23 protein-coding genes are annotated in these 21,634 nt (G+C 64.7%); 3 read left to right on the top strand and 20 right to left on the bottom strand.

Annotated features, from left to right (window positions below; all coding sequences use genetic code 11):
• On the top strand, positions 1 to 323 hold a 323-nt coding region (locus BKY26_RS16335; protein WP_146632873.1), incomplete at its 5' end, for a 3-keto-5-aminohexanoate cleavage protein.
• 194 nt (positions 324 to 517) lie between these two features.
• Here BKY26_RS16335 and BKY26_RS16330 read toward each other — a convergent pair.
• From BKY26_RS16330 to BKY26_RS16265, 14 genes are all read right to left on the bottom strand, one after another.
• The gene (locus BKY26_RS16330) at positions 518 to 2,086 is read right to left on the bottom strand and encodes an acyl-CoA dehydrogenase family protein (protein WP_071691442.1); all 1,569 of its coding nucleotides are present in this window, start codon (positions 2,084 to 2,086) and stop codon (positions 518 to 520) included.
• 5 nt (positions 2,087 to 2,091) lie between these two features.
• Entirely contained in the window at positions 2,092 to 2,550 is a 459-nt protein-coding gene (locus BKY26_RS16325; protein WP_211268006.1) for a DUF3237 domain-containing protein, read from the bottom strand.
• Complete coding sequence (locus BKY26_RS16320; protein WP_071691441.1) at positions 2,547 to 3,419, bottom strand: amidohydrolase family protein; 873 nt, start codon at positions 3,417 to 3,419, stop codon at positions 2,547 to 2,549. Before BKY26_RS16320 ends, BKY26_RS16325 begins: the two co-directional genes overlap by 4 nt.
• Positions 3,420 to 3,432: 13 nt before the next feature.
• On the bottom strand, positions 3,433 to 5,250 hold the full coding sequence (locus BKY26_RS16315) for a feruloyl-CoA synthase (protein ID WP_071691445.1): 1,818 nt from the start codon (positions 5,248 to 5,250) through the stop codon (positions 3,433 to 3,435).
• 5 nt (positions 5,251 to 5,255) lie between these two features.
• Positions 5,256 to 5,729, bottom strand: coding sequence for a MarR family winged helix-turn-helix transcriptional regulator (locus tag BKY26_RS16310; RefSeq protein ID WP_071691440.1), 474 nt, complete (start codon positions 5,727 to 5,729; stop codon positions 5,256 to 5,258).
• A gap of 4 nt (positions 5,730 to 5,733) precedes the next feature.
• Positions 5,734 to 6,498: a crotonase/enoyl-CoA hydratase family protein gene (locus tag BKY26_RS16305; protein ID WP_211268005.1), complete on the bottom strand. Its 765-nt coding sequence runs from the start codon at positions 6,496 to 6,498 to the stop codon at positions 5,734 to 5,736.
• Between the two features lie 10 nt (positions 6,499 to 6,508).
• Complete coding sequence (locus BKY26_RS16300; protein ID WP_071691438.1) at positions 6,509 to 7,273, bottom strand: SDR family NAD(P)-dependent oxidoreductase; 765 nt, start codon at positions 7,271 to 7,273, stop codon at positions 6,509 to 6,511.
• Between the two features lie 98 nt (positions 7,274 to 7,371).
• Positions 7,372 to 8,862, bottom strand: a complete 1,491-nt coding sequence (locus BKY26_RS16295; RefSeq protein ID WP_425434493.1) for a TRAP transporter large permease — start codon at positions 8,860 to 8,862, stop codon at positions 7,372 to 7,374.
• A gap of 2 nt (positions 8,863 to 8,864) precedes the next feature.
• Complete coding sequence (locus BKY26_RS16290; RefSeq protein WP_071691444.1) at positions 8,865 to 9,449, bottom strand: TRAP transporter small permease; 585 nt, start codon at positions 9,447 to 9,449, stop codon at positions 8,865 to 8,867.
• 68 nt (positions 9,450 to 9,517) lie between these two features.
• Entirely contained in the window at positions 9,518 to 10,567 is a 1,050-nt protein-coding gene (locus BKY26_RS16285; protein ID WP_071691436.1) for a TRAP transporter substrate-binding protein, read from the bottom strand.
• Between the two features lie 214 nt (positions 10,568 to 10,781).
• Positions 10,782 to 12,002: a 3-hydroxybenzoate 6-monooxygenase gene (locus tag BKY26_RS16280; protein WP_071691435.1), complete on the bottom strand. Its 1,221-nt coding sequence runs from the start codon at positions 12,000 to 12,002 to the stop codon at positions 10,782 to 10,784.
• A gap of 108 nt (positions 12,003 to 12,110) precedes the next feature.
• A complete protein-coding gene (gene maiA / locus BKY26_RS16275) occupies positions 12,111 to 12,761 on the bottom strand; it encodes a maleylacetoacetate isomerase (protein WP_227435073.1) in 651 nt (216 codons plus the stop codon).
• Positions 12,758 to 13,456, bottom strand: a complete 699-nt coding sequence (locus tag BKY26_RS16270; protein ID WP_071691434.1) for a fumarylacetoacetate hydrolase family protein — start codon at positions 13,454 to 13,456, stop codon at positions 12,758 to 12,760. The genes maiA and BKY26_RS16270 overlap by 4 nt, the downstream gene beginning before the upstream one ends.
• Positions 13,453 to 14,490, bottom strand: a complete 1,038-nt coding sequence (locus BKY26_RS16265) for a cupin domain-containing protein (RefSeq protein ID WP_071691433.1) — start codon at positions 14,488 to 14,490, stop codon at positions 13,453 to 13,455. The genes BKY26_RS16270 and BKY26_RS16265 overlap by 4 nt, the downstream gene beginning before the upstream one ends.
• A gap of 103 nt (positions 14,491 to 14,593) precedes the next feature.
• Between BKY26_RS16265 and BKY26_RS16260 the strand changes: the two genes are divergently transcribed.
• Together BKY26_RS16260 and BKY26_RS16255 are read left to right on the top strand one after the other, a co-directional pair.
• Complete coding sequence (locus tag BKY26_RS16260; RefSeq protein ID WP_071691432.1) at positions 14,594 to 15,061, top strand: MarR family winged helix-turn-helix transcriptional regulator; 468 nt, start codon at positions 14,594 to 14,596, stop codon at positions 15,059 to 15,061.
• A gap of 68 nt (positions 15,062 to 15,129) precedes the next feature.
• Positions 15,130 to 16,071, top strand: coding sequence for a formylglycine-generating enzyme family protein (locus tag BKY26_RS16255; protein WP_071691431.1), 942 nt, complete (start codon positions 15,130 to 15,132; stop codon positions 16,069 to 16,071).
• A 91-nt stretch (positions 16,072 to 16,162) separates the two neighbouring features.
• Here BKY26_RS16255 and nadC read toward each other — a convergent pair whose 3' ends face one another.
• The 6 genes from nadC to BKY26_RS16225 all read right to left on the bottom strand — a co-directional run.
• The gene (gene nadC / locus BKY26_RS16250) at positions 16,163 to 17,011 is read right to left on the bottom strand and encodes a carboxylating nicotinate-nucleotide diphosphorylase (RefSeq protein WP_071691430.1); all 849 of its coding nucleotides are present in this window, start codon (positions 17,009 to 17,011) and stop codon (positions 16,163 to 16,165) included.
• Positions 17,011 to 18,567 (bottom strand): L-aspartate oxidase, encoded by a 1,557-nt coding sequence (locus BKY26_RS16245; RefSeq protein ID WP_071691429.1) that lies wholly within the window; start codon positions 18,565 to 18,567, stop codon positions 17,011 to 17,013. The genes nadC and BKY26_RS16245 overlap by 1 nt, the downstream gene beginning before the upstream one ends.
• Positions 18,568 to 18,571: 4 nt before the next feature.
• The gene (nadA, locus tag BKY26_RS16240) at positions 18,572 to 19,624 is read right to left on the bottom strand and encodes a quinolinate synthase NadA (protein WP_071691428.1); all 1,053 of its coding nucleotides are present in this window, start codon (positions 19,622 to 19,624) and stop codon (positions 18,572 to 18,574) included.
• A 146-nt stretch (positions 19,625 to 19,770) separates the two neighbouring features.
• Positions 19,771 to 19,974, bottom strand: a complete 204-nt coding sequence (locus BKY26_RS16235) for a formate dehydrogenase subunit delta (RefSeq protein ID WP_071691427.1) — start codon at positions 19,972 to 19,974, stop codon at positions 19,771 to 19,773.
• Positions 19,964 to 20,782 (bottom strand): formate dehydrogenase accessory sulfurtransferase FdhD, encoded by an 819-nt coding sequence (fdhD, locus tag BKY26_RS16230; protein WP_071691426.1) that lies wholly within the window; start codon positions 20,780 to 20,782, stop codon positions 19,964 to 19,966. Before fdhD ends, BKY26_RS16235 begins: the two co-directional genes overlap by 11 nt.
• Before the next feature lie 2 nt (positions 20,783 to 20,784).
• Positions 20,785 to 21,634: molybdopterin dinucleotide binding domain-containing protein (locus tag BKY26_RS16225; protein WP_146632872.1), on the bottom strand; the 850-nt coding region annotated here is incomplete at its 5' end.

The following is a 21,634-nucleotide window of genomic DNA, read 5'->3' as shown; positions in this document are numbered from 1 at the left end:
GCGTGAAGAACGCCATGCCGGTGGATCGCGAGGTGTTCGACTTCTACATCCGCACCGTGAAGCGGCTCTTTGGAGAGGACGCGCCCTGGTGCGCCGCAGGGATCGGACCCAACCAGATCGTGGTGAATGAATGGGCAATTGCCGCGGGCGGGCACGCACGCACGGGGCTGGAAGACAACATGCGGCTCGACCGCGAAAGGCTCGCCCCTTCCAACGCGGCGCTTGTCGCGCGGGCTGTGGAGCTGTGTGAAAAATACGAGCGTCCGGTGGCCAGCTGGCAGCAGGCGCGGGCGATTCTGGGGCTGGCTGCACCGGCGAATTGAGGGGGGGCACCACGCGTACACCCCCCGTACACCCCCTGTACACCGGTCGTGCAAATGAAACAGCGATTTCGCCGTGCCTTCAGCACGTCGACCCGCGCGGCCCTGACGGGCCGCGATGCTGTTACGGGAAAGGGGGCTCTGCCCCCGTCGCCCGAGGGCGACTCCCCCGAGGTATTTTCACCAAGCTGAAAGGATCAGAGCCCCAGCCTCGTCGCATGTGCCGGGGCAAAGCTTCGGGCGGTGCGGATCCCTTCCCCGGCCAGCCGCCTGATCCGCGCAGGGTCAGGGTGCTGATCCGCGGCCTTCGCGATCCGGGCGTAGAGCGCTGCCAGAAGCGTGAGGATGGTGAGTGCCATGACATCATGGGCAAGGGGCGTCGGATCCGCGGCCTCCTGCACCGTCGCACGGGCGCGCTGCCAAAGCGGCAGCAACCCGGCATGGTCCTCGCCTTGCAGGAAGGCGTCAAACGCCGCCCCCGGCGCGCCGGTCAGAAGCCGGGTGGCAAGCATCCGTTCGTGGATGCCGTTCGCGCCCTCATAGATCGCGGTGATCCTCGCGTCGCGATAGGTCTGTTCCAGCCGGTATTCGGACAGGTAGCCATAGCCGCCAAGCACCTGCATCCCCAGTTCCGCCGCGCGCATGCCGCCCTCGGTGCAGGCGACCTTGGCAATCGGGGTCAGGACCTCCACCAGGTCCGGCGCGTCGCCCCGTTCCATCGCCACGCAGGCAAGGTGGCAGATCGCGCGGCCGCCCATGGCCAGCGCGTCGATCTCGGTCAGGAGGCGCTGCACATCGGCGTGATCGGCGAGCGTTGCGGGGCTGCCGTCTGTCTTGCGGCCCTGCTGGCGTTCGGCGGCATAGGTGCTTGCCACGTCATAGGCGCGCGCGGCATGGGCCACGCCCTGCAGCGCCACATCGGCGCGGGCGTGGTTCATCATGGTGAACATGGCCATGAGCCCCTGCCCTTCGGCCCCGATCAGCTCCGCCTCGGCCCCGTCGAAGGCCAACTGGCAGGTGGGCGAGGCGTGAAGGCCCATCTTCTCCTCGATCCGGGTCACGGTGACACTGTTTCGGGTGCCATCGGCCTTCGTGGAGGGACAGAGGAACAGCGACAGGCCCTTCACGCCATGATCCGAGGTGCGGGCGAGGACGAGGTGCAGGATCTCCTCGCTCATGTCCTGATCGCCGCCCGAGATGAAGATTTTCTCGCCGCTGATCTGCCAATGGTCGCCTACCTGCGCGGCCCGGCAGCGGATGCGGGAGAGGTCAGATCCCGCGCCGGGTTCGGTCAGGCACATGGTGGCCAGTGTCTCGCCCGAGGCAAGGCCCGGAATATGGCGCACCTGCTGGTCTTCCGTGCCGAAGCGGGTCAGCACGCGGACCGCGCCGGGCACGAGGCCCGTGACCATCTGCAAGGAATGGTTCGCGCCGGAAAAGATCTCGGACGTGATCGCCAGCATCAGCGCGCCCATGCCCTGCCCGCCATGCTCCTCGGGCGCGGTGAGACCCGGCCAGCCCTGCTCGGCATAGGCCTTGTAGACCGCGCCGAAGCCATCGGGCATCCGCACCCGCCCGTTTTCCAGCCGGCAGCCCTGCCGGTCGCCCGGTTCATCGAGGGGCGCGATTTCCCCTTCCGCGAAGGCCGCAAAATGGGTACCGATTTCGCGGGCCATTTCGGCGTCCCAGTCGGGGGTGCTGTTCGCGCCCGCCACATGGGTCAGCGTGAAGAGGATGTCGTCCAATGGGGCGGTAAAGGGTTTCATCGGGGTTACTCCACGGCGAAAAGATGCATCTCGACGCCCGAGGCACCGCGCGCCCCGCGGCCCACCAGGATCAGGTGATTGACCCATCGGTAACGCGGGTCGCCGGATTCCAGCCGGGCCGTAGTGCGGAAGTAGTAGTCGGCGGGGTCCACGGCCTCGCCGCGCGCAAGCCGTTCCATCATCTCGGGGGGGCCGTGACGCACGCCCTTGTTCACGATCTCGATGAGCGCGCCGTCCTCGGTTTCCATCGCGTAGCGCGTGTCGATATCGGCGGCCCCGTCGGCAAAGATCGTCTGCCAGTCAGCGCCGAGATTCAGGATAGCGCCTTCGATGCGCCCCGTGACCCTACCGCCCGTGATGGGAATGATCCGCCGCTGCCCGGCGCGGCCCGGCCCCATTTCCCGCAGGGGGCCAAGCTGCACATGAAGCGTGCAGAAGGGCGTCAGGCGCGGGGGCTCCATCATTCCAGCCCCAGAAGCCGGGCGGCGTTGCCCTTGATGATATCCGGGCGCAGTTCGTCCTTGATGGCGATCTTCTCGAAATCCGCGAGCCAGCGTTCCGGCGTGATCATCGGCCAGTCGGAGCCGAAGAGGACCTTCTTGCGCAGGATCGAGTTGCAGTATTTCACAAGGATCTCGGGGAAATACTTGGGCGACCAGCCCGAGAGGTCGATATAGACATTGGGCTTGTGCTGCGCGACGGCGAGCGCCTCCTCCTGCCAGGGGAAGGAGGGGTGGGCGAGGATGATCTTGAGGTCGGGGAAATCGACCGCCACGTCATCCATATACATCGGATTGGAGTATTTCAGCCGCATCCCGTTGCCGCCGGGCATGCCGCTGCCCACCCCGGTCTGACCGGTGTGGAAAAGGGCGATGCCGCCTTCCTCCTCAATCGCCTCATAAAGCGCATAGGCCATGCGGTCATTGGGATAAAAACCCTGCATCGTGGGGTGGAACTTGAAGCCCTTGATGCCGAAATCGCGCATCAGCCGCTTGGCCTCGCGCACGCCCATCTTGCCCTTCCACGGGTCGATGGAGGCAAACGGGATCAGCACGTCGCTGTTTTCTGCGGCCAGTTCGGCCACCTCCTCGTTCTTGTAGCGCCGGTAGCCGGTTTCGCGTTCCGCATCGACGGGGAAGATCACCGCGGCGATGTTCTGTTCGCGGTAATGGGCGGCGGTTTCGGGCACGGTCGGGGGGTGTTGCCAGGGCGCGCGGAAATACTGCGCCATGGTGGCTTGCAGGTCATCATAGCCGTCATCGGCATGGCAACCGCAGGGTTCCTCGGCATGGGTGTGGATGTCGATGGCGCGGATTTTTGTCAGGTCTACCATTGGCTTGGCCTTTTCAGATCGTGGTGACGCAAGGATCGCTGTCGGCATAGAGCCGGGCCAGCAGATCGGCCCGCCGGTTCAGAACCTTGCGGAAATTGAGGTTGCCCTTGGCGGTCATCTCGCCCTCGGGCATCGAGGGCGGCTCGGCCAGCACGATGGCGCGGGCGACGCGAGTGGAACTGCCGCTGATCTCGCGGGCGCGTTCGGCAAGGCGGCGGTGGATTTCGCCAAGCAGGGCCTTGTCGGACAGTGCCCCGGCGTCGGCCGCATCCGAAAAACCCTCGGACTTCAACTCGCCCATATTGGGGAAAATCATCACCCCGATCTGGTCGCGATCCGCCCCGGTGATCACCAGATCGGCGGCAAGGGGCGAGAGACAGGCCAGCATGTCGATGCGCAGCTGCGCCGCGCGCACCCAGGTGCCCGTCAGCAGCTTGAAATCTTCGGAAATGCGCCCGTCGAACTTCATGCCCTTATTGGGGTCGTCGGGGTCCACAAACACCATCGCGTCGCCGGTCAGGAAGAACCCGTCCTCATCGAACGCCTCCGCCGTTTTCTCCGGCGCATCCAGATAGCCGGGCATCACATTGGGCCCCTTCACCCGCACCTCGCAGCGCATATCGCTGTCCGGAAGCAGCTTCACCGTGCAGCCCGGCAACGGCACACCGACGACGCCCGAGCGGTCGATCGGCTCATGCTGCAGCATCACGGCGGGCGCGGTTTCGGTCAGGCCCCAGCTTGTGGTGATCAACGGCACCTCGCCCTTCACCTCCATCGCCATCACCTCGAACCCCTGCCAGACCTCCTGCGGCAGGGACGCGCCGGCGTAGAAGATCAGGTCGAGATCCTCGAAAAAGCGGCGGCGTAGCCCCGCGTCTGCCTTCAGCGCCTTCAGAAGCATCCCGTAGCCCACGGGCACGTTGAAGCTGAGCGTTCCGGTCATCAGGCGCAGGTTTTCCACCGTCCGCTCAAACAGCCCCGGCACCGGTTTGCCGTTGTCGATATAGAGCGACCCGCCATTCGCCAGCATCATGTTGAAATTATGCGAACCGCCGAAGACATGGTTCCACGGCAGCCAGTCCACGATGCGCGGCGGGCGGGCGCGCAGCATCGGCAGGGCGTCGGCCAGTTGCGTCTGGTTCACGCACATCATGCCTTGGGTCGTCAGCACCCCCTTGGGCGAGGAGGTGGAACCCGAGGTCATCAGGATCTTGGCCACGGTCGCAGGCGTCACCGCGTCGAAGGCGGCGTCGATATCGGTGCTGTCATCACCCTGCAACAGCGTCTCGAACGCCGTCACGCCGGGGCGGCCATGGGTGTGGCTGGCGACAATCTCCACCCCGTCGAAACAGTCGAGGTCCAGCGCCTCGCCATAATGCGCAGCATCGACGGTATAGGCCATGGCGGGGCGCACCAGGTCCACCGCGTGACGCAACCGGCCATGGGCGCCGTGGATCAGCGAATATTGCTCGGCCACCGGCACAATGGGCACGCCCGCATATTGGCCAGCGAGCGACAGCAAGCCATGATCCACCCCATTGCCCGACAGGATCAGGATCGGGCTATCCTGGTCCAGCCCCCGCGCCAGCAGACTTTCGGCCAGCGCCCGCACCATTTGCAGCGCCTCGCGATAGGTCACGGTGCGCCAGCCCGCGCCGCTGCGCTCGGCCAGGAACACGCGGTCGGGCGCTTCGATGGCCCAACGGTGCAGCCAGTCGCCGGTGCGCCGCATGACGGGGCCAAGCGGAATGTCCGAATGCAGCAGGATCGACCCGTCAGGCCGCACGGTTCGCGTCACGGCATGGGGCAGGAAATCGGTGGTGCGCTTCATGGCGGTCATTCCTTTGTGCCTTTGGCTTCGATCCGGCGCAGAACATCCAGCACCTGCGCGTATTCGGTCATCCCCACCCCCTGAAGCAGCCGCGCCTCATGGGACTTCACCGCCTCGATCGCCCGGGCGCAAAGCTGCCGCCCCGCCAGCGTCGGCACCAGCGCATAAGCACGCCGGTCGGTCGGGACTTTCTCTCGCAAGATGAGGTCGCGGCGTTCCAGCTCATCTATGATGACGACAAGGTTGGGCCGCTCAATGTCCATCGCATCCGCCAGTTGCGACTGGCGCAGGCCGGGGTTGTCGACGATCAGGACAAGCGCCGAATAGGTGATCATGCGCAGGTCAAAGGGTTTCAGCGTCGTGGCCAGATCGGCCTGCACCACGTTGAACGCACGCTTCATGTGGTAGCCGACGAAGCCGCGCAGGGTGGCGTCGGAGACGCGGGTAACGACAGGTGGGGCGGGGTTGGGCTTGCTCATGGCCTTATCCGAACTTCGGGTCGCGTTTTTGCAGGAAGGCCTGCAACCCCTCCAGCGCATGGGGGCTGGTCTGGGTCAGCGCAGCGCAGAGGCTTTCGGTGAAGAGCCCGTCGGCCTTGGCCATGTCCTCGATACGGCTGATGGCCTGGATCATGATGTAGTTGGAAAGCGGCGCATTCGACGCGATCTGCGCGGCCAGCTTGCGCGCCATGGGCAGCGCCTCGCCCTCCCCCACGCTGTAATGGGTGAGGCCAAGGGCCAGCCCCTCCTCCGCGCCGTATTTACGGCCCGTCAGCATCATCTCGACCATGCGGTCGGCGCCAAGGATACGCCCGACGCGCACGGATGCGCCGCCCCCCACATAAATGCCGCGCTTGCCTTCGGGCAGTTGGAAGATCGTCGAAGGCTCTGCAATCCGCACATGGGTGGAGGTCGCCAGTTCCAGCCCGCCGCCGATCACGGCCCCGAACATGGCCGACACCACCGGCAGCCCACCATACTGGATCTTGTCCATGATCGCGTGCCAGCCGCGCGAATGGCGCATGGTTCCTTCCGCATCGCGCTGCTGATGCTCCGACAGGTCGAGGCCGGAGCAATAATGCCCTTCGGTCCCGGTCAGGATCACCACCTTCACCCCCTCGGGCGGGTTGGAAAAGAAGGCATCAATCGCGTGCAGCAGCTCGTCGCACATGGCGTTGCGCTTGCCGGGGCGGTTCATGGTGAGGGTGGCTATGCCCTCCTCGATCTCGATCTTCAGAATGTCGGACATGGGGGATCTTTCAGCGCGGCGGCAGCCGGACCGCGCCATCAAGGCGGATCGTGGTGCCGTTGAGATAGGGATTTTCGATGATCTGGGCGGCCATCAGCGCATATTCCTGCGGCTGGCCGAGCCGCGCCGGGAAGGGAATGTTCGCGGTAATCTGGGCGGTGACCTCTTCGGGAAGGCCCTCCATCATCGGGGTGTGGAAAAGACCCGGCGCGATGGCCATGACGCGGATGCCCTGCTTGGCAAACTCCCGCGCGGCGGGCAGGCACATGGCGGCAATCGCGCCTTTGGAGGCCGCATAGGCCGCCTGCCCCAGCTGACCGTCCTGATAGGCGACGGAGGCGGTGTTGACGATCACCCCGCGTTCGCCGGTCTCGGTCGGCTCCAGCTCCGACATCAGCCGTGCGGCGTGGCTCATCACATTGTAGGTGCCGAAGAGATTGACGCGCAGGGTGCGTTCGAACACGTCGAAGGACATCTTGCCCTCGCGCCCGACGATCCGGGCCGCAAGGCCCACGCCCGCGCAGTTAACCGCGATCCGGGCGGCCTGGCCGAGTTGCTCCGCCACCTGCGCCACCGCCGTGCCGACGGCGGGTTCGTCGCCCACGTCCAGTTGCACGGCGATGCCGCCGATCTCTGCCGCGACAGCCTCGGCCCGCGCGCCGTCATAGTCGAGGATCGCGACCTTCGCCCCCTGCCCCGCCAGATGCCGCGCCGTCGCGGCCCCGAGCCCTGACCCGCCACCCGTGACGATGGCCACCTGATCCTGAATGCGCATGGGCTTTGCCTTTCTCTTTCATCACATAATAGTTATGTCACATAACGATATGCGACGCAAGAACCCCCGGCACCAGGGCACCGGGGGTTTGAGACCGCCTAAAGCGGCAGCAAAAACAGGGTGATGGCCGGGAACAGAACCAGGATCACCACGCGCACCAGGTCAGAGGTGACGAAGTACATCACCGCCTTGTAGGTCTCGACCATCGGCGTCTCCCGGTCCATCGCGTTGATGATGAACAGGTTCATCCCAACCGGCGGGGTGATCAGCCCGACCTCGACCACGATCAACACGAGGATGCCGAACCAGATCGCGGTTCTGGTCGTGGCCACGTCTTCCAGCTGGAATTGCGTGACCGGGCGCATGCCCAATTCGCGGAACTGGTCGCGGGTCAGCTCGGTGCCAGCGGCCAGCAGATCCTGCGCCTGTCGTATCAGCTCTGGCGCCGCATCCAGCCCCTGGGCTATCGCCGCCTCCAGCCGGACGGTCTGCAGGCCGATCATGTCGACAAGGCCGAAATCCAGCACCGAAATGACCGGGAAGAAGATCGGGATCGTCAGCAGGATCATCGACAGCGAATCCATCAGGCAGCCGAAGACGAGGTAGAAGATCAGGATCAGGGCGAGGATCATCCAAGGCGAAAAGCCCTGCGCCAACACGAATTCCGATAGGGTCTGCGGCACCTGGCTGAGCGCGAGGAAGCCGTTATAGAGATGCGCGCCGAGCACGATGAAGAAGATCATCGCGGTGCCGATGGCGGTGGCAATGATGCTTTCCTTGAACACTTTCCACGTGAGCGTGCCGTTGAAGAAGGCAATCAGCCCGGTGCCAAACGCCCCGACGGAGGCGCCCTCGGTCGGCGTGAACCAGCCCAGATAGATGCCGCCCACGACAAGGCCGAAGACAAGGATTACAGGCCAGACATCCAGCATCGCCCGGATGCGCTCGGCCATGGGCACGGGCGGACGGGTGCCTGCCGCCTTGGGGTTGATGCGCACATAGATCGAGATCGTCAGGATATAGCCAAGCGCCGCAAGGATGCCGGGCACCAGCGCCGCGAGGAAGAGAGAGGCGATGTTCTGTTCCGTCAGGATCGCGTAGATCACCAGGATCACCGATGGGGGGATCAGGATGCCAAGCGTGCCGCCCGCGGCCAGTGTGGCGGTGGAGAAGCCGCCGGAATAGCCGTAGCGCTTGAGTTCAGGCAGAGCGACCCGGCCCATGGTGGCGGCGGTGGCCAGCGACGAGCCGCAGATCGCGCCAAAGCCCGCACAGGCCCCGACCGAGGCCATGGCGACACCGCCTTTGCGGTGACCAAGCCAGCTTTCAGCGGCCTTGAACAGCGATGTGGACATGCCCGAGAGGGTCGCGAACTGCCCCATCAGCAGGAACATCGGCACGATGGACAGCGAATAGCTAGAAAAGGTGGTGAAGGTTTCCGTCTTCAGCCGCGCCATGAACATCGACGTATCGCCGGTGGCCATCCACAGCCCGACAACGCCCGCAAGGAACATCGCAAGGCCAATGGGCATGCGCAGGAAGATCAGCAGAAGCAGGACGGGGAAGGACCAGGCCCCAAGTTCGAACATCGTCAATGGACCGCCCCCCCGGAGCCAGGAAGAATGGCGCGACCGCTGAACAGCTCGATCACGCGGGCCACGGCGCAATAGATACCGACCAGAGAGGTCACGATGGCCGCGACGAGGCTGGCGGCGTAGGCCCACCAGACCGGGTATTGCAGCAGGAACGAGGTCTGCCCGTTATGGTATTTGTCCATCATGCCTTCATAAAGCTGCACGGTGATCAGGATCAGGACGCCCGTCAGAACAACTTCCCACAGGGTCTGGAGAAACTTGTTGACGCCCGTGGGCATCAGCGAGGTGAAGACATCCACCGCCGCGTGGCCGCCATAGAGCTGGCAGATGGGCAGGAAACAGAAGATCACGAAGGCGATGCCGGATTCGACAACCTCGAAATCGCCTTCGATCGGGCCAACGCCGGTGCCGATCAGCCACTCGGCAAAGCCACCCGCGACGCCGGTCAGCCAGTCGGAATTGCCGAACGTGTTCAGCCCGCGCCCAAGGACGCTGACGAAAACGAGGATCACCAGAACGGTCAGGATCATTCCACCGAGAACGGCCATGCCACGGGCCAGCCGGTCCACCAGATTGGGCATCTCACCCCCCATCATTGCAGATAGAATACGGCCCCCGCGTGCCTTCAGGCATACGGGGGCCGGTTCGATCAGGCGCTGTATTCCGCGATCAGCGCGCGGGCCTCGGCCAGAAGGCCGGTGCCGTCCATGCCGGCTTCGTCCATCTCGGCGACCCAGTTGTCGATGGTGGGCTGCGCCGCTTCGCGCCACATGTTCACCTCGTCCTCGGTCAGTTCGATGATGTTGTTGCCACGGTCTTCGGCGGCCATGCGCGAGGGCTCGTCAAATTCCTGCATGGTGCGGCCGGCCCATTCGGACGTGTCCGCGCCGGAATTGGCGTCGATCACCGCCTGAAGGTCAGCAGGCAGCGCGTCATAGGACGCCTGGTTCATGCCGAAGATGAACGAGGTGGTGTAGAGCGAGGCATTCGGGAAGATGGTGTGGTTTTCCACCAGTTCCTGAACGCGCAGGATGCCCACGACCTCCCACGGGATGACGGTCGCATCGACCACGCCGCGCGACAGCGCTTCCGGGATTGCCGGAACCGGCATGCCGACGGTGGTGGCGCCAAGGTTCGAGAACATGGCGTTGGTCACGCGGGTCGGTGCGCGCAGCTTGACGCCGTTCAGGTCCGCAGGGGTGCGGATCGGGTCGGCGGAGTGGATCAGGCCGGGGCCATGGACCCAGACGGCGATCGGCTTGAAGGCTGCGAAATCGGCATCCATCATGTGACGCTCGGCCATGGTCCAGTAGGCGCGGCTGGTCGGCCCGGCGCTGGTCATCATGAAGGGCAGTTCGAACACTTCGGTGCGTGGGAAACGGCCCGGGGTGTAACCCGCCACAGTCCAGACCACATCGGCAATGCCGTCAATGGCCTGGTCGATCAGATCGGGGGGCGTGCCGCCAAGCTGCATGGAGGGGTAGCGTTCCACTGTGATGCGGCCACCGGACTGCTCCTCGATCGCATCGGCCCAGGGGTCCAGCACCTGCGCGGGAATGTTGGCCTGCGCGGGCAGGAACTGGTGCAGGCGCAGGGTGAATTCGTTGGCGCGCGCTGCCTTGGGCAGAACGGTTGCGCCAATCACGGCCATACCGGCGGCGCCGGTGGTCTTCATCAGGTTACGACGAGTAATGGTCATTATCGGTTTCCTCCCTTTTGACCGAAGCGTAGCCGCAATTTCGCGCGGATACACATGATTCTATCTCGAACAGGTCTTCCTCCGCCAATTTAGATATACGACATAACTATTCTTGTCGATACCATTTCAACCGGCGCGTTTGCTCCCCCGATTTCGTTTCAAATAAAACGACCAACCGTTCGGTAACCTAATTTTCTGTCCCACGCAACGGATATTATGCACTCCTGTTGCGCAGGGTTTCCGACGACACCGCCCCATCCAGCCCGGTGGAGCCGTAAAGCCAGGCGATCATGTCGTACCATTCCTCGGGGCTGCGGGCGCTCATCACCGCGTTGCGCAGTTCCGCATGCGCGCCGGAGGCATGGTAGATATGGTCCCCGATCTCGCGCGATTGCAACTGGATGCGGGCGGTGCGAAGGCGGCGCATCTCCTGATAGGCGGGGAAAGCGCGGCTGGCGTCGCCGGAACAGGCCTCCATCTGGTGGGCCAGCGCCACCGCGTCCTCCATCGCCATGCAGGCGCCTTGCGCGAAATACTGCAACTGCGGGTGCGCCGCATCGCCAAGCAGCACCACGCGCCCATCCTGCCAGTTCACCACCGGATCGCGGTCGCACAGAACCCACAGCTTCCAATCCCTGCCCTTCTCGATGATCTGGCGCGCGACCGGGTTCACATGCTCGAACCCGCGGCGCACCTCGTCATGGGATACGGGTTTGCCCGCCACAGGCTCCGCCGCGTCATTGTGATAGGTGACCACGAGGTTAAAGAGCTTCCAGCCCGACAACGGGTAGTGCACGATATGGCATTTCGGCCCCGCCCAGAGTGTGGCGGCGTTCCAGCGCAGATCCTCGGGCATGTCCTCGACCGGGATGACGCTGCGATAGGTGGTGTGGCCCGAAACGCGCGGTTTGCCGTCACCCACCACCCGCTTGCGGATATTGGACCACAGACCGTCCGCGCCAATCAAAGCGCTGCCCGTCACCCGTTCTCCGTTCTCAAGGATTGCGGTGGCGCTGCTGTCATCCTGTTCATAATCGGCAACGCCCGCATTGGTGCGCAGCTCGACCAGATCATGCTCGATACAGGCGCGCAGGAAAACCCCGTGCAGATCGCCGCGATGCACCACCGCATAGGGGTTGCCGAAGCGGGTGCGGAAGGCATCGTCCAGCGGGATGCGGGTGATCTCGTTGCCGCTGATCGCATCCATCAGGCGCAGATTGTCGATATAGACGGCCATGTTCCGCGCCGCGTCGCCAACGCCCAGATAATCGAAAGCATGAAAGGCATTGGGGCCAAGCTGGATGCCCGCGCCGATCTCTCCCAGTTCCGGGGCCTTTTCCAGCACCAGCGAGCGGATGCCCTTCTGTGCGAGCCCAATCGCCGTGGCCAGCCCGCCAATGCCGCCACCGGCGATGATGATCCTGTCTTGTGCCATGTCGTGCACTCCTTCTCGAAGCATGACTTTCCGGTTCACCCAAGTAAATTGACAGTTTGGGCGGGATGGTTTCCGTTTCGGGAAACTGATGTGATCTGTGGCGGGGCCTTACGGCTCCGCGTCGGGTTGCAGGCCGGGGGCCGCGTCGGCGAAGGCGGGAAGCGCCTGACAGGCGTCATAGACCGCGTTCACCCGTGTCAGGTGGCTGATATCAAGCTTGAACCGCGCCGCTGAAAAGACCTGCGGGACCAGGCAGATATCGGCAAGCCCCGGCATGTCGCCAAAGCAGAAGCTGCCACCGTGGGTCTGTTTGGCCAATAGCGCCTCGCACGCCTCCAGCCCATCCCTGATCCAGCGTTGGCACCAGGCGTCTTTCACCGCCTGATCGGCCCCGAAATGCTGTTCCAGATAGTCCAGCACCCGCAGATTCTGCAGGGGATGCACGTCACAGGCGATGACCTGTGCAAAGGCCCGGACCTGCGCGCGCAGATCCTTGTCCGATGGCAACAGCGCGGGGTCGGGATAGGTCTCGTCCAGCCATTCCACGATCGCCAGCGATTGCGTCAGGACCAGCCCATCCGCCTCCAACGCCGGGACCAGCGCCTGCGGGTTCAGCGCCCGAAACTCGGGGCGCTTCTGCTCCCCCCCGCCCCGGCGCAGATGCACCGAGGTGAAGTCATGCGCCACGCCCTTGAGGTTCAGCGCAATGCGCAGCCGATAGGCAGAGGAGCTGCGGAAATATCCGTGAACGTGGATCATTCCGGCGCGCCGATGGTGAGGGAAATCGGCTCCAACCCGTCGACGCCGCCGGTGATCACATCGCCCGCCACAACGGGGCCGACGCCCGCCGGTGTGCCGGTCATGATCACGTCGCCGGGGGCGAGGTGGTAGAACTTCGACAGGTCCGCGACGATTTCGGCCACGCCATGGATGAGATCGGACAGCAAAGCGTCCTGCTTGACCTCGCCATTCACCTCCAGATGGATGCGCTGCGGGCCGATCTCTCCCATCTCCTCTGCTTTGGTCAGACCGGTCAGCACCGCAGAGCCTTCTACATCCTTGCCCAGATCCCAGGGCCGCTGCTTGGCGCGGGCGGCCAGCTGCAGGTCACGGCGAGTCATGTCGAGACCGCAGCCATAGGCGTAGATCGCTGATGCCGCCCCCGCGACCGATACCCGGAAGACGGGTTTGCCGATGACCAGAACCAACTCCATTTCGTAGTGGAAATTCTCGGTCCCCGGCGGATACGGCAGGGTCGATCCGCTGGCCAGCACCGCCTGAGGCGACTTGGTGAAGTAGAAGGGCGCCTCGCGGTCGACCTCCACCCCCATTTCGGCGGCATGGGCGGCATAGTTGCGGCCCACGCAGAAGATGCGGTGCACCGGGTATTGGGCCATCTCCCCCTTCACGGGGATGGACTGCACCTTGGGGGTGTCGAAAAGATAGTCGGTCATCGTGCGCGTTCCTCGTAGTAGCCTAGCTTTTCCTGAAGCGGGCGGTCATGGACGCGCACCAGATAGGCGTCTTCCCCTGCTTCATGGGTGATCTCGGCGAAGACCGGGGCGGTGAAGGTATCTTTCGGACCCCATGCGATGGTTTCGCCGTTGATGGTGGTTTTGCCCTGTCCCTTGACCACATGGAAGGCCGCAGAGGAACTGCGCAGCGGCGGCGCATGGCGCTGACCGGCCCCGATCCGCATGGCGGTGAAGCCCATGGTGGGCAGCACATCGGCGCCGGTTTCGGGGTTCACGTAGTCCAGCTCGGCGCAGTCGCCATCGGTATAGGCGGCCATTTCGTTCAAAGCGGCCTCGGTCCGGCCCCAGGGGTAACGCATCATCGGGTAGCGGCGCGCGCCTGCGCCCAGTTTGCGGCTCGGGGCAAGACCGGAAGACAGATATTCCACCTGGCTGGCATCGGGGCGATTGCGCTGCGCCTGGAGCGGGCCTTCAGTGGCGTAAGAGCCTTCGAGATAGACGAACAGCGGCAGGTCGAGCGCGTCAAGCCAAACGACCGGCTCGGTCCCCTCATGTCCATGGTCATGCCATTCGCCGCCGGGGGTCAGCACCAGATCGCCCTCCTCCATCGGCAGTTTTTCTCCGTCGACGACGGTATAGCCGCCCTTGCCTTCCACCACGATCCGCACAGCAGAGGGCGTGTGAACATGGGCCGGGGCGGTTTCGCCCGGCAAAAGCAGCTGCAGCCCCAGATAGATCGAGGAGGTCGCCTGCATTGCCCCTGCCCCGCGACCGGGATCGGAGAGGACCAGAACACGACGCTCGGCCTTTTCGACCGGCGTCAGCTCGCCCGCGCGCAGCAGCAGGGGGCGGATCGCGTCATAATTCCAGTGGCCCGGCCTGGTGACCGGGTTGGGGGCGCCATGGGGCAACACGTTGCGCATCATCGGCCAGAGCGGCGCGACCCCCGCTGCGGTCATGTCATCGCGATAGTCCTGCGGCAGCTCTTCCAACGTGCCCAATTGCTCGCCCATGGCGTCCTCCCTTGGATTCGATATATTAAGTATGCTGATTATTAGTATGCTTGTCAACTCTCCCGCGTTTCGCCTATCCTGATGATCCAAGCAGGAGGCCGGGATGGTCGAGATCTACAACATGGCGGGGCATCTGGTGCGCAGGCTGAACCAGATCTCGGTGGCGGTCTTCGCGGACCGGATGGCAGCCGAAGGGGTGGAACTGACCCCGGTGCAATTCGCGGCCCTGTCGGCGATCGACGCCCGTCCAGGCATCGCGCAGGCCGCGCTTGCGGGCGCGATTGCCTATGATCAGACGACGCTTGGCGGCGTGATCGACCGGCTGGAACAGAAGGGATTCGTTGCAAGGGAGGTCAGCCCCAGGGACCGGCGCGCGCGGGTCCTGACGGTCACACAGGCCGGGCAGGACCTGCTGGCGCGCGTGCGGCCCGTGGTGCGGGATCTGCAGGGGGAAATCCTGTCTGGGCTCGACGAGGATGAAAAAGCGCAGCTTCTGGCGCTGCTGAAAAAGACCACCGATGCCGGGAATGACAAAAGCCGCGCTCCGCTGACCCCGCGCGGCGGGATATAGCGACAGCCGGGCTGGACCTGGCCCGGCATTCCCGCCATGACTGCGGCCAGTGACATGCGAAGGCCGAGATGACCGATCCCGACACATCCAAATCCTGCTGCGCCCCGGTCCGAGACGGCGAAGCACCCCCTGCCCCGGCCATGACGCCCGGCACCGGGGTCAGCGGCAAGGCACAGGCGATCCCGATTCCCGGTGGCACTGCATTGGTGGGCACGGCCCGCCCCGGTCTGCCCATGGACGGGGAAAGCCCGATAAAGCGCAAACGGGTCAAGCCCTTCGCCATCGACGCCACCACGGTCACCAATGCCCGTTTCGCCCGGTTCGTGGCCGAAACCGGATATGTCACGGAGGCCGAGCGCTTCGGCAATTCCTTCGTCTTCTTCAGCTTTTTGCCGCCCAACGCGCCCCCCACACAGGGGGTCGTCGGCACCGAATGGTGGCGCATGGTCGATGGGGCCAGCTGGCGATTGCCGCACGGGCCATTGGTGCCGGAGGCCTATCACGAGGATCATCCGGTGGTGCAGGTCAGCTGGAATGACGCGCAGGCCTTTGCCATCTGGGCGGGTGGACGGCTGCCGAGCGAGGCCGAATGGGAACACGCCGCGCGCGGCGGGCTTGGCGATGTGCGCTTTCCCTGGGGGGATGAGGAACCGGACGATACAACGTTTTTGCCCTGCAATATCTGGCAGGGTCAGTTCCCGCACCGCAACACCGGGGCCGACGGATTCATTGCAACCGCGCCTGCCCGATCCTTTGAGCCCAATGGCTATGGGCTTTTCAACATGGTCGGCAATGTGTGGGAGTGGACGTCGGAGCCCTTTCGGGTGAAGTCGCTCAAGAAGGCGACTCTGGCGGCACATCGGGGCAAGGACGGCTACAAGCTGCAAAAGGGCGGCTCGTTCCTGTGCCATATCTCCTATTGCTACCGGTATCGCATCGCGGCGCGTCATGGGAATGCGCCGGACACGGCCACGCCGCACCAGGGGTTCCGGTTGGTCTACGACCTCTGACCAGGGCGTGAAAAATCTTCCAGAAGATTTTTCCGCCCGGCGCGCGCATTCGAAAAGTTTTCGGGAAAACTTTTCTCTGCGTTCCGGTTGGTCAGAAATCCAGACCGAGATCCAGCGTCTTGGCGGAATGGGTCAAGGCACCCGAGGATATGTAATACACCCCGGTTGCAGCGACCTCGGCAATGCGTGGCAGGGTCATGTTGCCCGACGCCTCGGTGACCATGCGGCCTGCAACCATGTTCACCGCTTCGCGCAGGGTCGGCGTGTCCATATTGTCGAGCAGCACCACATCAGCCCCGCCGACCTCCAGCACCTCGGCCAGTTGGTCGAGCGTATCAACCTCGATCTCCACCCGCATCATATGCGATGCGCTGCCCTTCGCCGCCTCCAGCACCGCGCGCACGCCGCCCGCGGCCGCGATGTGGTTATCTTTTATAAGAATGGCGTCCGACAGGCTGAAGCGGTGGTTGAAGCCACCGCCATGCAGCACCGCCTGTTTTTCGACGATCCTGAGCCCCGGCGTGGTCTTGCGCGTGCAGGTGATGCGCGTCGCGGTGCCGTCGGTTTCCTTGACGAATTGCGCGGTCAGTGTCGCGATCCCCGACAGGCGGCCCGCGAAATTGAGCGCCACCCGCTCACCCGAGAGGATCGACGCGGCGCTGCCCTTGATGGTCATCAGCGTGTCGCCGGGGGCGCAGGGCGACCCGTCGGGTCGCAGCACCTCCACCTTCAGCGTGGGATCGACCAGGTGAAAGGCCATCCGCGCGATCTGCATGCCCGACACAACGCCCTCTGCCCGCGCATTCAGCCGGGCGTCATAGGTCACTCCGGCGGGGATCACGGCGCGGGTGGTCACGTCGCCATAGGTGCCGAGGTCTTCCATCAGGGCAGCACGTACCAGCGGTTCCAGGATCAGGTCGGGCAGGTCGGCATGCTGCATTACGCGGTGTCCTTTGCGGCGGCGGCCCGGATCGCCAGGGCGTCCGGCAGGTGGATCAGGGTGCGATGCGCGAGATCCGGGTTCGCATTCGGGAAATCGTCGCGCCAGTGACCGCCCCGGCTTTCTTCCCGCGCGAGGGCGGCGGCGGCGATCAGGGTCGCTGTGGAGGTCATGTTGAGGAAGGAGGGATCGTGCGCATGGTCCGCTTCCAGCCGGGCGATGGTGGCGAGCGCGGTCTTCAGGCCTGTGGCTGTCCGGCGCACCCCGACATGGGTCGTCATGGTCTGGCGCAGGTCCGCCACCGCGTCCGGGTCAGGGGTGCTGCCGCCATCCGGAAAGCGGATGGTCACAGGTGCCGCTTCGGTCAAAGGCAGGGTCCCCGCGATATCACCGGCGGCGTTGCGCGCATAGACCAGCGCCTCCAGCAGCCCGTTGGAGGCGAGCCGGTTCGCACCATGCAGGCCGGTCGACGACGCCTCGCCACAGACCCAGAGCCCGCCAAGGCTGGTCCGACCGGCCTGATTCGCCGCGATCCCGCCCATGTGGTAATGGGCGGCGACGGCCACGGGGATAGGGTCCGCAACCGGATCGATCCCCGCGCGGGCGCAGGTTTCGGCGACCGAGGGGAACATGGTCAGCACCCGCGCCCCGAGGGCCGCGCACGTGTCCAGCATCGGGCGGTTCCCGGCCTGGGTCTCGGCAAAGATCGCGCGGGCGACGATGTCGCGCGGGGCCAGTTCGGCATCGGGGTGCACGTTGAGCATGAAGCGCTCACCCGCCTTGTTGATCAGCACCGCGCCTTCGCCGCGCAGGGCCTCGGTGGCGAGCGGCGCGGGGTCTTCGCCGATGTCAAAACCGGTCGGGTGGAACTGCACGAATTCCGGGTCGGCCATCAGCGCCCCTGCCCGCGCGGCCATGCCGATCACCTGCCCCCGGATGCGCGGCGGGTTGGTGGTGTGGGCGTAGAGCCCCCCCGATCCGCCACCGGCCAGCAGCACGGCGGGTGCCTCGATCAGAACCTCGCCGGACGGCGTGTGCGCAGAGGTGATCCAGACACCGGTGACACGGTCACCTTCCGATTCCAGCCGGGTGGCAAGCGCCCCCTCGATGACCTGAACGGACGGCGTATCCCGCAACGCGGCGATCAGCGTTTCCATGATCTGCTTGCCCGCCTGATCGCCCTGCACGCGAACGACGCGGGCGGCGGAATGGGCGGCCTCGCGGCTCATGACATAACCGCCCTTGTCGTCGCGATCGAAGGGGGTGCCAAGGCTGGTCAGGTCGAGGATATGGTCGCGTGCGACGCGGGTGACCATCGCGGCAACCTCGGCATCCACCGTCCCTGCCCCGGCCTTCACCGTGTCGGTGGCATGGGCCTCGGGGCTGTCGCTGGCCGCCATGGCGGCAGCGACACCGCCCTGTGCCCATGCAGAACTGGCCCCGTCACCCAAAGCCTCGGGCGAGATCATTAGGACCGGGCGCGGTGCCAGTTCCAGCGCCGCGTAGAGCGCGCCAAGGCCTGCGCCCACGATGACGATACGGTCGGTGCGGATCACCGCTTCAGATCCCCAATTCGCGGCTGAGGTCGATCATCCGCTGAACGGCAAGGCGCGCTTTCGCGGCGATCTCTTCGTCCACATGCACCTCGGGCGACATGGTGTGGAGCGACCAGAGCACCTTTTCCAGCGTGATCTTCTTCATATAGGGGCACATGTTGCAGGGGCCGACGAACTCGACCTCGGGCAGTGCGTCGGCGATGTTCGAGGCCATGGAGCATTCCGTCAGCAGCATCGCGTTTTCGGGCTTTTCGCGCGCCACATAGTCGATAATCCCCTTGGTGGAGCCGGAAAAATCCGATGCCTCGACCACCGATGGCGGGCATTCGGGATGCGCGATGATGCGGGTGCCGGGGTTCCATTCACGGAAATCCTTGATGTCCTCGGCCGTAAACTGTTCGTGCACGATGCACGATCCTTCCCACCAGACCACGTTTTTCTGCGGCACGTCGCGGGCGACGTTCTGGGCCAGATACTGGTCGGGGGTCATGATGATCGTATCGGCGTCCAGAGCCGCCACGATCTGCGCGGCGTTCGAGGACGTGCAGCAAATGTCGGAGGCGGCTTTCACCTCGGCGGTGGTGTTCACGTAAGAGACAACCGGCGCGCCGGGATATTTTGCCCGCATCTGGGCGATGCCCTCGGCGGTGATCGATTCCGCAAGAGAACAGCCCGCCTCCATATCCGGCATCAGCACGCGCTTTTCGGGGCTGAGGATCTTCGAGGTCTCGGCCATGAAATGCACGCCGCATTGCACGATCACCTCGGCATCGGTGCGCTGCGCTTCCATGGCCAGTTGCAGGCTGTCGCCCACGAAATCGGAAATCCCGTGATAGATGTCCGGCGTCATGTAGTTATGGGCGAGGATCACCGCGTTCCGCTCGCGCTTCAACCGGTTGATTGCGGCCACGTATGGCGCGTGACGCACCCAGTCCACTGGGGTCACCACGCGGTCCATCTTGGCATAGATCGGGGCCAGTTCCTCGGCCAGGTCTGCATTGGGCGCGAGATCGTAAACCTCTGACAGGTTTTCGCGCATGGCAGTAATATCGAGCATCTCAGCCCTCCAGGTGACGACCCCCTGCACGGATCGGGTGGCGCCTTCTGTCATGACGTGTGGGCAGCTTCAAGCCATTGCAAGGGCTAATGGGGCTAACCTGCGACCCATAAAGGATAATTTGATGCCGATAGGCAGCGAAAATGTCAGATCTTCTGCGCCGCGTCCAACACCAGTGCATCCAGTCCCTTGCCACCTTCGGAGACATAGGCCTGCAGTTGCGCGCGCATGCGCGGGTCCCAGAAATCGCTCAGATGCGCGGCGATCCGGTCCGCCTGATCGGTGCCGGGCTGGGACTTGAAGAAGGTGGCGATCTGGTTGGCCATGGTGACCATTTTTTCAGGGGACATCTTGGGCCTCGGGGATGATGCGATGCGGATGGGAATAGAGATCGAAGCCGCCGCCACGGGCGAAGGCGGCAACGGTAAGGCCTGCCTGATCGGCAAGGCGAAGGGCGTGCGCCGTGGGGGCAGAGACGGCGATGAGACAGGGACAGCCCGCCATGGCGGTTTTCTGGATCAGTTCCACCGACACGCGGCTGGTCATGACGAAGGCACCGGTGGCGGGGTTGATCCCCTGAAGGGCCAGCGCACCAATGAGCTTGTCGAGCGCGTTGTGCCGCCCCACATCCTCGCGCGCCATCACGATGCCCTGCCCCGGCATGAGGAACCCCGCCGCGTGGACTGCGCGGGTCTGGTCATGCAAAGGCTGCTGCGCGCGCAGGTCGTCGGTGGCATGGGCCACTTCGCTGGCCGAAAGGCGCGGCTCGGCGGTGACTGTAGGCAACGCGCGGGTGGCTTCCTCCAGGCTGTCGATCCCGCATAGGCCACAACCCACGGGACCGGCCATCTTGCGTCGCCGGGTTTCCAGCGCCTGTGAGCGGTCGCCGGTCAGCCAGAAGCGCGCCTCGATCCCGGCCTCATGCTCCACCACTTCGAAATCCTCGATCTGGTCGAGCGTCTCGATGAACCCCTCTGACAGGGCAAACCCATGGGCGAAGTCGGCGATATCACCGGGGCTGGCCATCATCACGGCCTGGGTGGAGCCATCGAACACCACCGCGACCGGCACCTCTTCGGGCAGGTTGCGCCGGACGGACAATTGCCCGTCCGCCTGCACCGAGAGGCCCGGCAAGGACCGTGACAGGGGTCGCGCCATCGCTATTCCGCCGCCGGCAGGATGCGGCGCGATTGGGCCGCCTGCGCGTTGTAGTCCTCCTGCCATTCCGACGGCCCGTTCGAGGGCGCGACCTGCACCGCCGTCACCTTGTATTCCGGGCAGTTGGTGGCCCAGTCCGAGAAATCGGTGGTGATGACATTGGCTTGGGTGTCGGGGTGGTGGAAGGTGGTGTAGACCACGCCGGGGCTGACCCGGTCGGTGATCTTCGCCCGCAGCGTGGTTTCGCCGGAGCGGGACGCCAGACGCACCCAGTCCCCATCGTTCAGACCGCGGTTTTCCGCGTCATGGGGGTGAATCTCCAGCACGTCTTCCTCATGCCAGACCGAGTTCGCCGTGCGCCGCGTCTGCGCGCCAACGTTGTACTGGGACAGAATGCGCCCGGTGGTCAGCAGAAGCGGGAAGCGCGGGCCGGTCTTTTCATCGGTCGCCACATATTCGGTGACGATGAACCGCCCCTTGCCGCGCACGAAGCCGTCGACATGCATCAGCGGCGTACCATCGGGGTTCGCCTCGTTGCAGGGCCACTGGACCGAGCCCTTTTCCTCCAGCATGTCATAGGTGACACCGGCGAAAGAGGGCGTGGTGGCGGAGATTTCCTCCATGATCTGGGAGGGGTGGGTGTAATGCCAGCCCGCGCCCATGGCGTTGGCCAGCAGTTGCGTCACTTCCCAATCAGCATAGCCATTGCGCGGCGCCATTACCTTGCGCACGCGGTTGATGCGGCGTTCGGCATTGGTGAAGGTCCCGTCCTTTTCGAGGAAGGTGGAGCCGGGCAGGAAGACATGCGCGTAGTTCGCGGTCTCGTTGAGGAAGAGATCGTGCACGATCACG

The organism is Nioella sediminis (genome assembly GCF_001879695.1).
GTDB classification, from domain to species: Bacteria; Pseudomonadota; Alphaproteobacteria; order Rhodobacterales; family Rhodobacteraceae; genus Nioella; species Nioella sediminis.
The sequence above is the reverse complement of the archived record's forward strand: the minus strand, read 5'-3'. Positions and strand labels throughout refer to the sequence as shown.

What these genes read in the sequence shown, in the direction of transcription:
- BKY26_RS16330 (WP_071691442.1), bottom strand. Translation starts at nt 2,086, where the DNA reads ATGAAACCCTTTACCGCCCCATTGGACGACATCCTCTTCACGCTGACC.
- BKY26_RS16325 (WP_211268006.1), bottom strand. Translation starts at nt 2,550, where the DNA reads ATGATGGAGCCCCCGCGCCTGACGCCCTTCTGCACGCTTCATGTGCAG.
- BKY26_RS16320 (WP_071691441.1), bottom strand. Translation starts at nt 3,419, where the DNA reads ATGGTAGACCTGACAAAAATCCGCGCCATCGACATCCACACCCATGCC.
- BKY26_RS16315 (WP_071691445.1), bottom strand. Translation starts at nt 5,250, where the DNA reads ATGAAGCGCACCACCGATTTCCTGCCCCATGCCGTGACGCGAACCGTG.
- BKY26_RS16310 (WP_071691440.1), bottom strand. Translation starts at nt 5,729, where the DNA reads ATGAGCAAGCCCAACCCCGCCCCACCTGTCGTTACCCGCGTCTCCGAC.
- BKY26_RS16305 (WP_211268005.1), bottom strand. Translation starts at nt 6,498, where the DNA reads ATGTCCGACATTCTGAAGATCGAGATCGAGGAGGGCATAGCCACCCTC.
- BKY26_RS16300 (WP_071691438.1), bottom strand. Translation starts at nt 7,273, where the DNA reads ATGCGCATTCAGGATCAGGTGGCCATCGTCACGGGTGGCGGGTCAGGG.
- BKY26_RS16295 (WP_425434493.1), bottom strand. Translation starts at nt 8,862, where the DNA reads ATGTTCGAACTTGGGGCCTGGTCCTTCCCCGTCCTGCTTCTGCTGATC.
- BKY26_RS16290 (WP_071691444.1), bottom strand. Translation starts at nt 9,449, where the DNA reads ATGCCCAATCTGGTGGACCGGCTGGCCCGTGGCATGGCCGTTCTCGGT.
- BKY26_RS16285 (WP_071691436.1), bottom strand. Translation starts at nt 10,567, where the DNA reads ATGACCATTACTCGTCGTAACCTGATGAAGACCACCGGCGCCGCCGGT.
- BKY26_RS16280 (WP_071691435.1), bottom strand. Translation starts at nt 12,002, where the DNA reads ATGGCACAAGACAGGATCATCATCGCCGGTGGCGGCATTGGCGGGCTG.
- maiA (WP_227435073.1), bottom strand. Translation starts at nt 12,761, where the DNA reads ATGATCCACGTTCACGGATATTTCCGCAGCTCCTCTGCCTATCGGCTG.
- BKY26_RS16270 (WP_071691434.1), bottom strand. Translation starts at nt 13,456, where the DNA reads ATGACCGACTATCTTTTCGACACCCCCAAGGTGCAGTCCATCCCCGTG.
- BKY26_RS16265 (WP_071691433.1), bottom strand. Translation starts at nt 14,490, where the DNA reads ATGGGCGAGCAATTGGGCACGTTGGAAGAGCTGCCGCAGGACTATCGC.
- BKY26_RS16260 (WP_071691432.1), top strand. Translation starts at nt 14,594, where the DNA reads ATGGTCGAGATCTACAACATGGCGGGGCATCTGGTGCGCAGGCTGAAC.
- BKY26_RS16255 (WP_071691431.1), top strand. Translation starts at nt 15,130, where the DNA reads ATGACCGATCCCGACACATCCAAATCCTGCTGCGCCCCGGTCCGAGAC.
- nadC (WP_071691430.1), bottom strand. Translation starts at nt 17,011, where the DNA reads ATGCAGCATGCCGACCTGCCCGACCTGATCCTGGAACCGCTGGTACGT.
- nadA (WP_071691428.1), bottom strand. Translation starts at nt 19,624, where the DNA reads ATGCTCGATATTACTGCCATGCGCGAAAACCTGTCAGAGGTTTACGAT.
- BKY26_RS16235 (WP_071691427.1), bottom strand. Translation starts at nt 19,974, where the DNA reads ATGTCCCCTGAAAAAATGGTCACCATGGCCAACCAGATCGCCACCTTC.
- fdhD (WP_071691426.1), bottom strand. Translation starts at nt 20,782, where the DNA reads ATGGCGCGACCCCTGTCACGGTCCTTGCCGGGCCTCTCGGTGCAGGCG.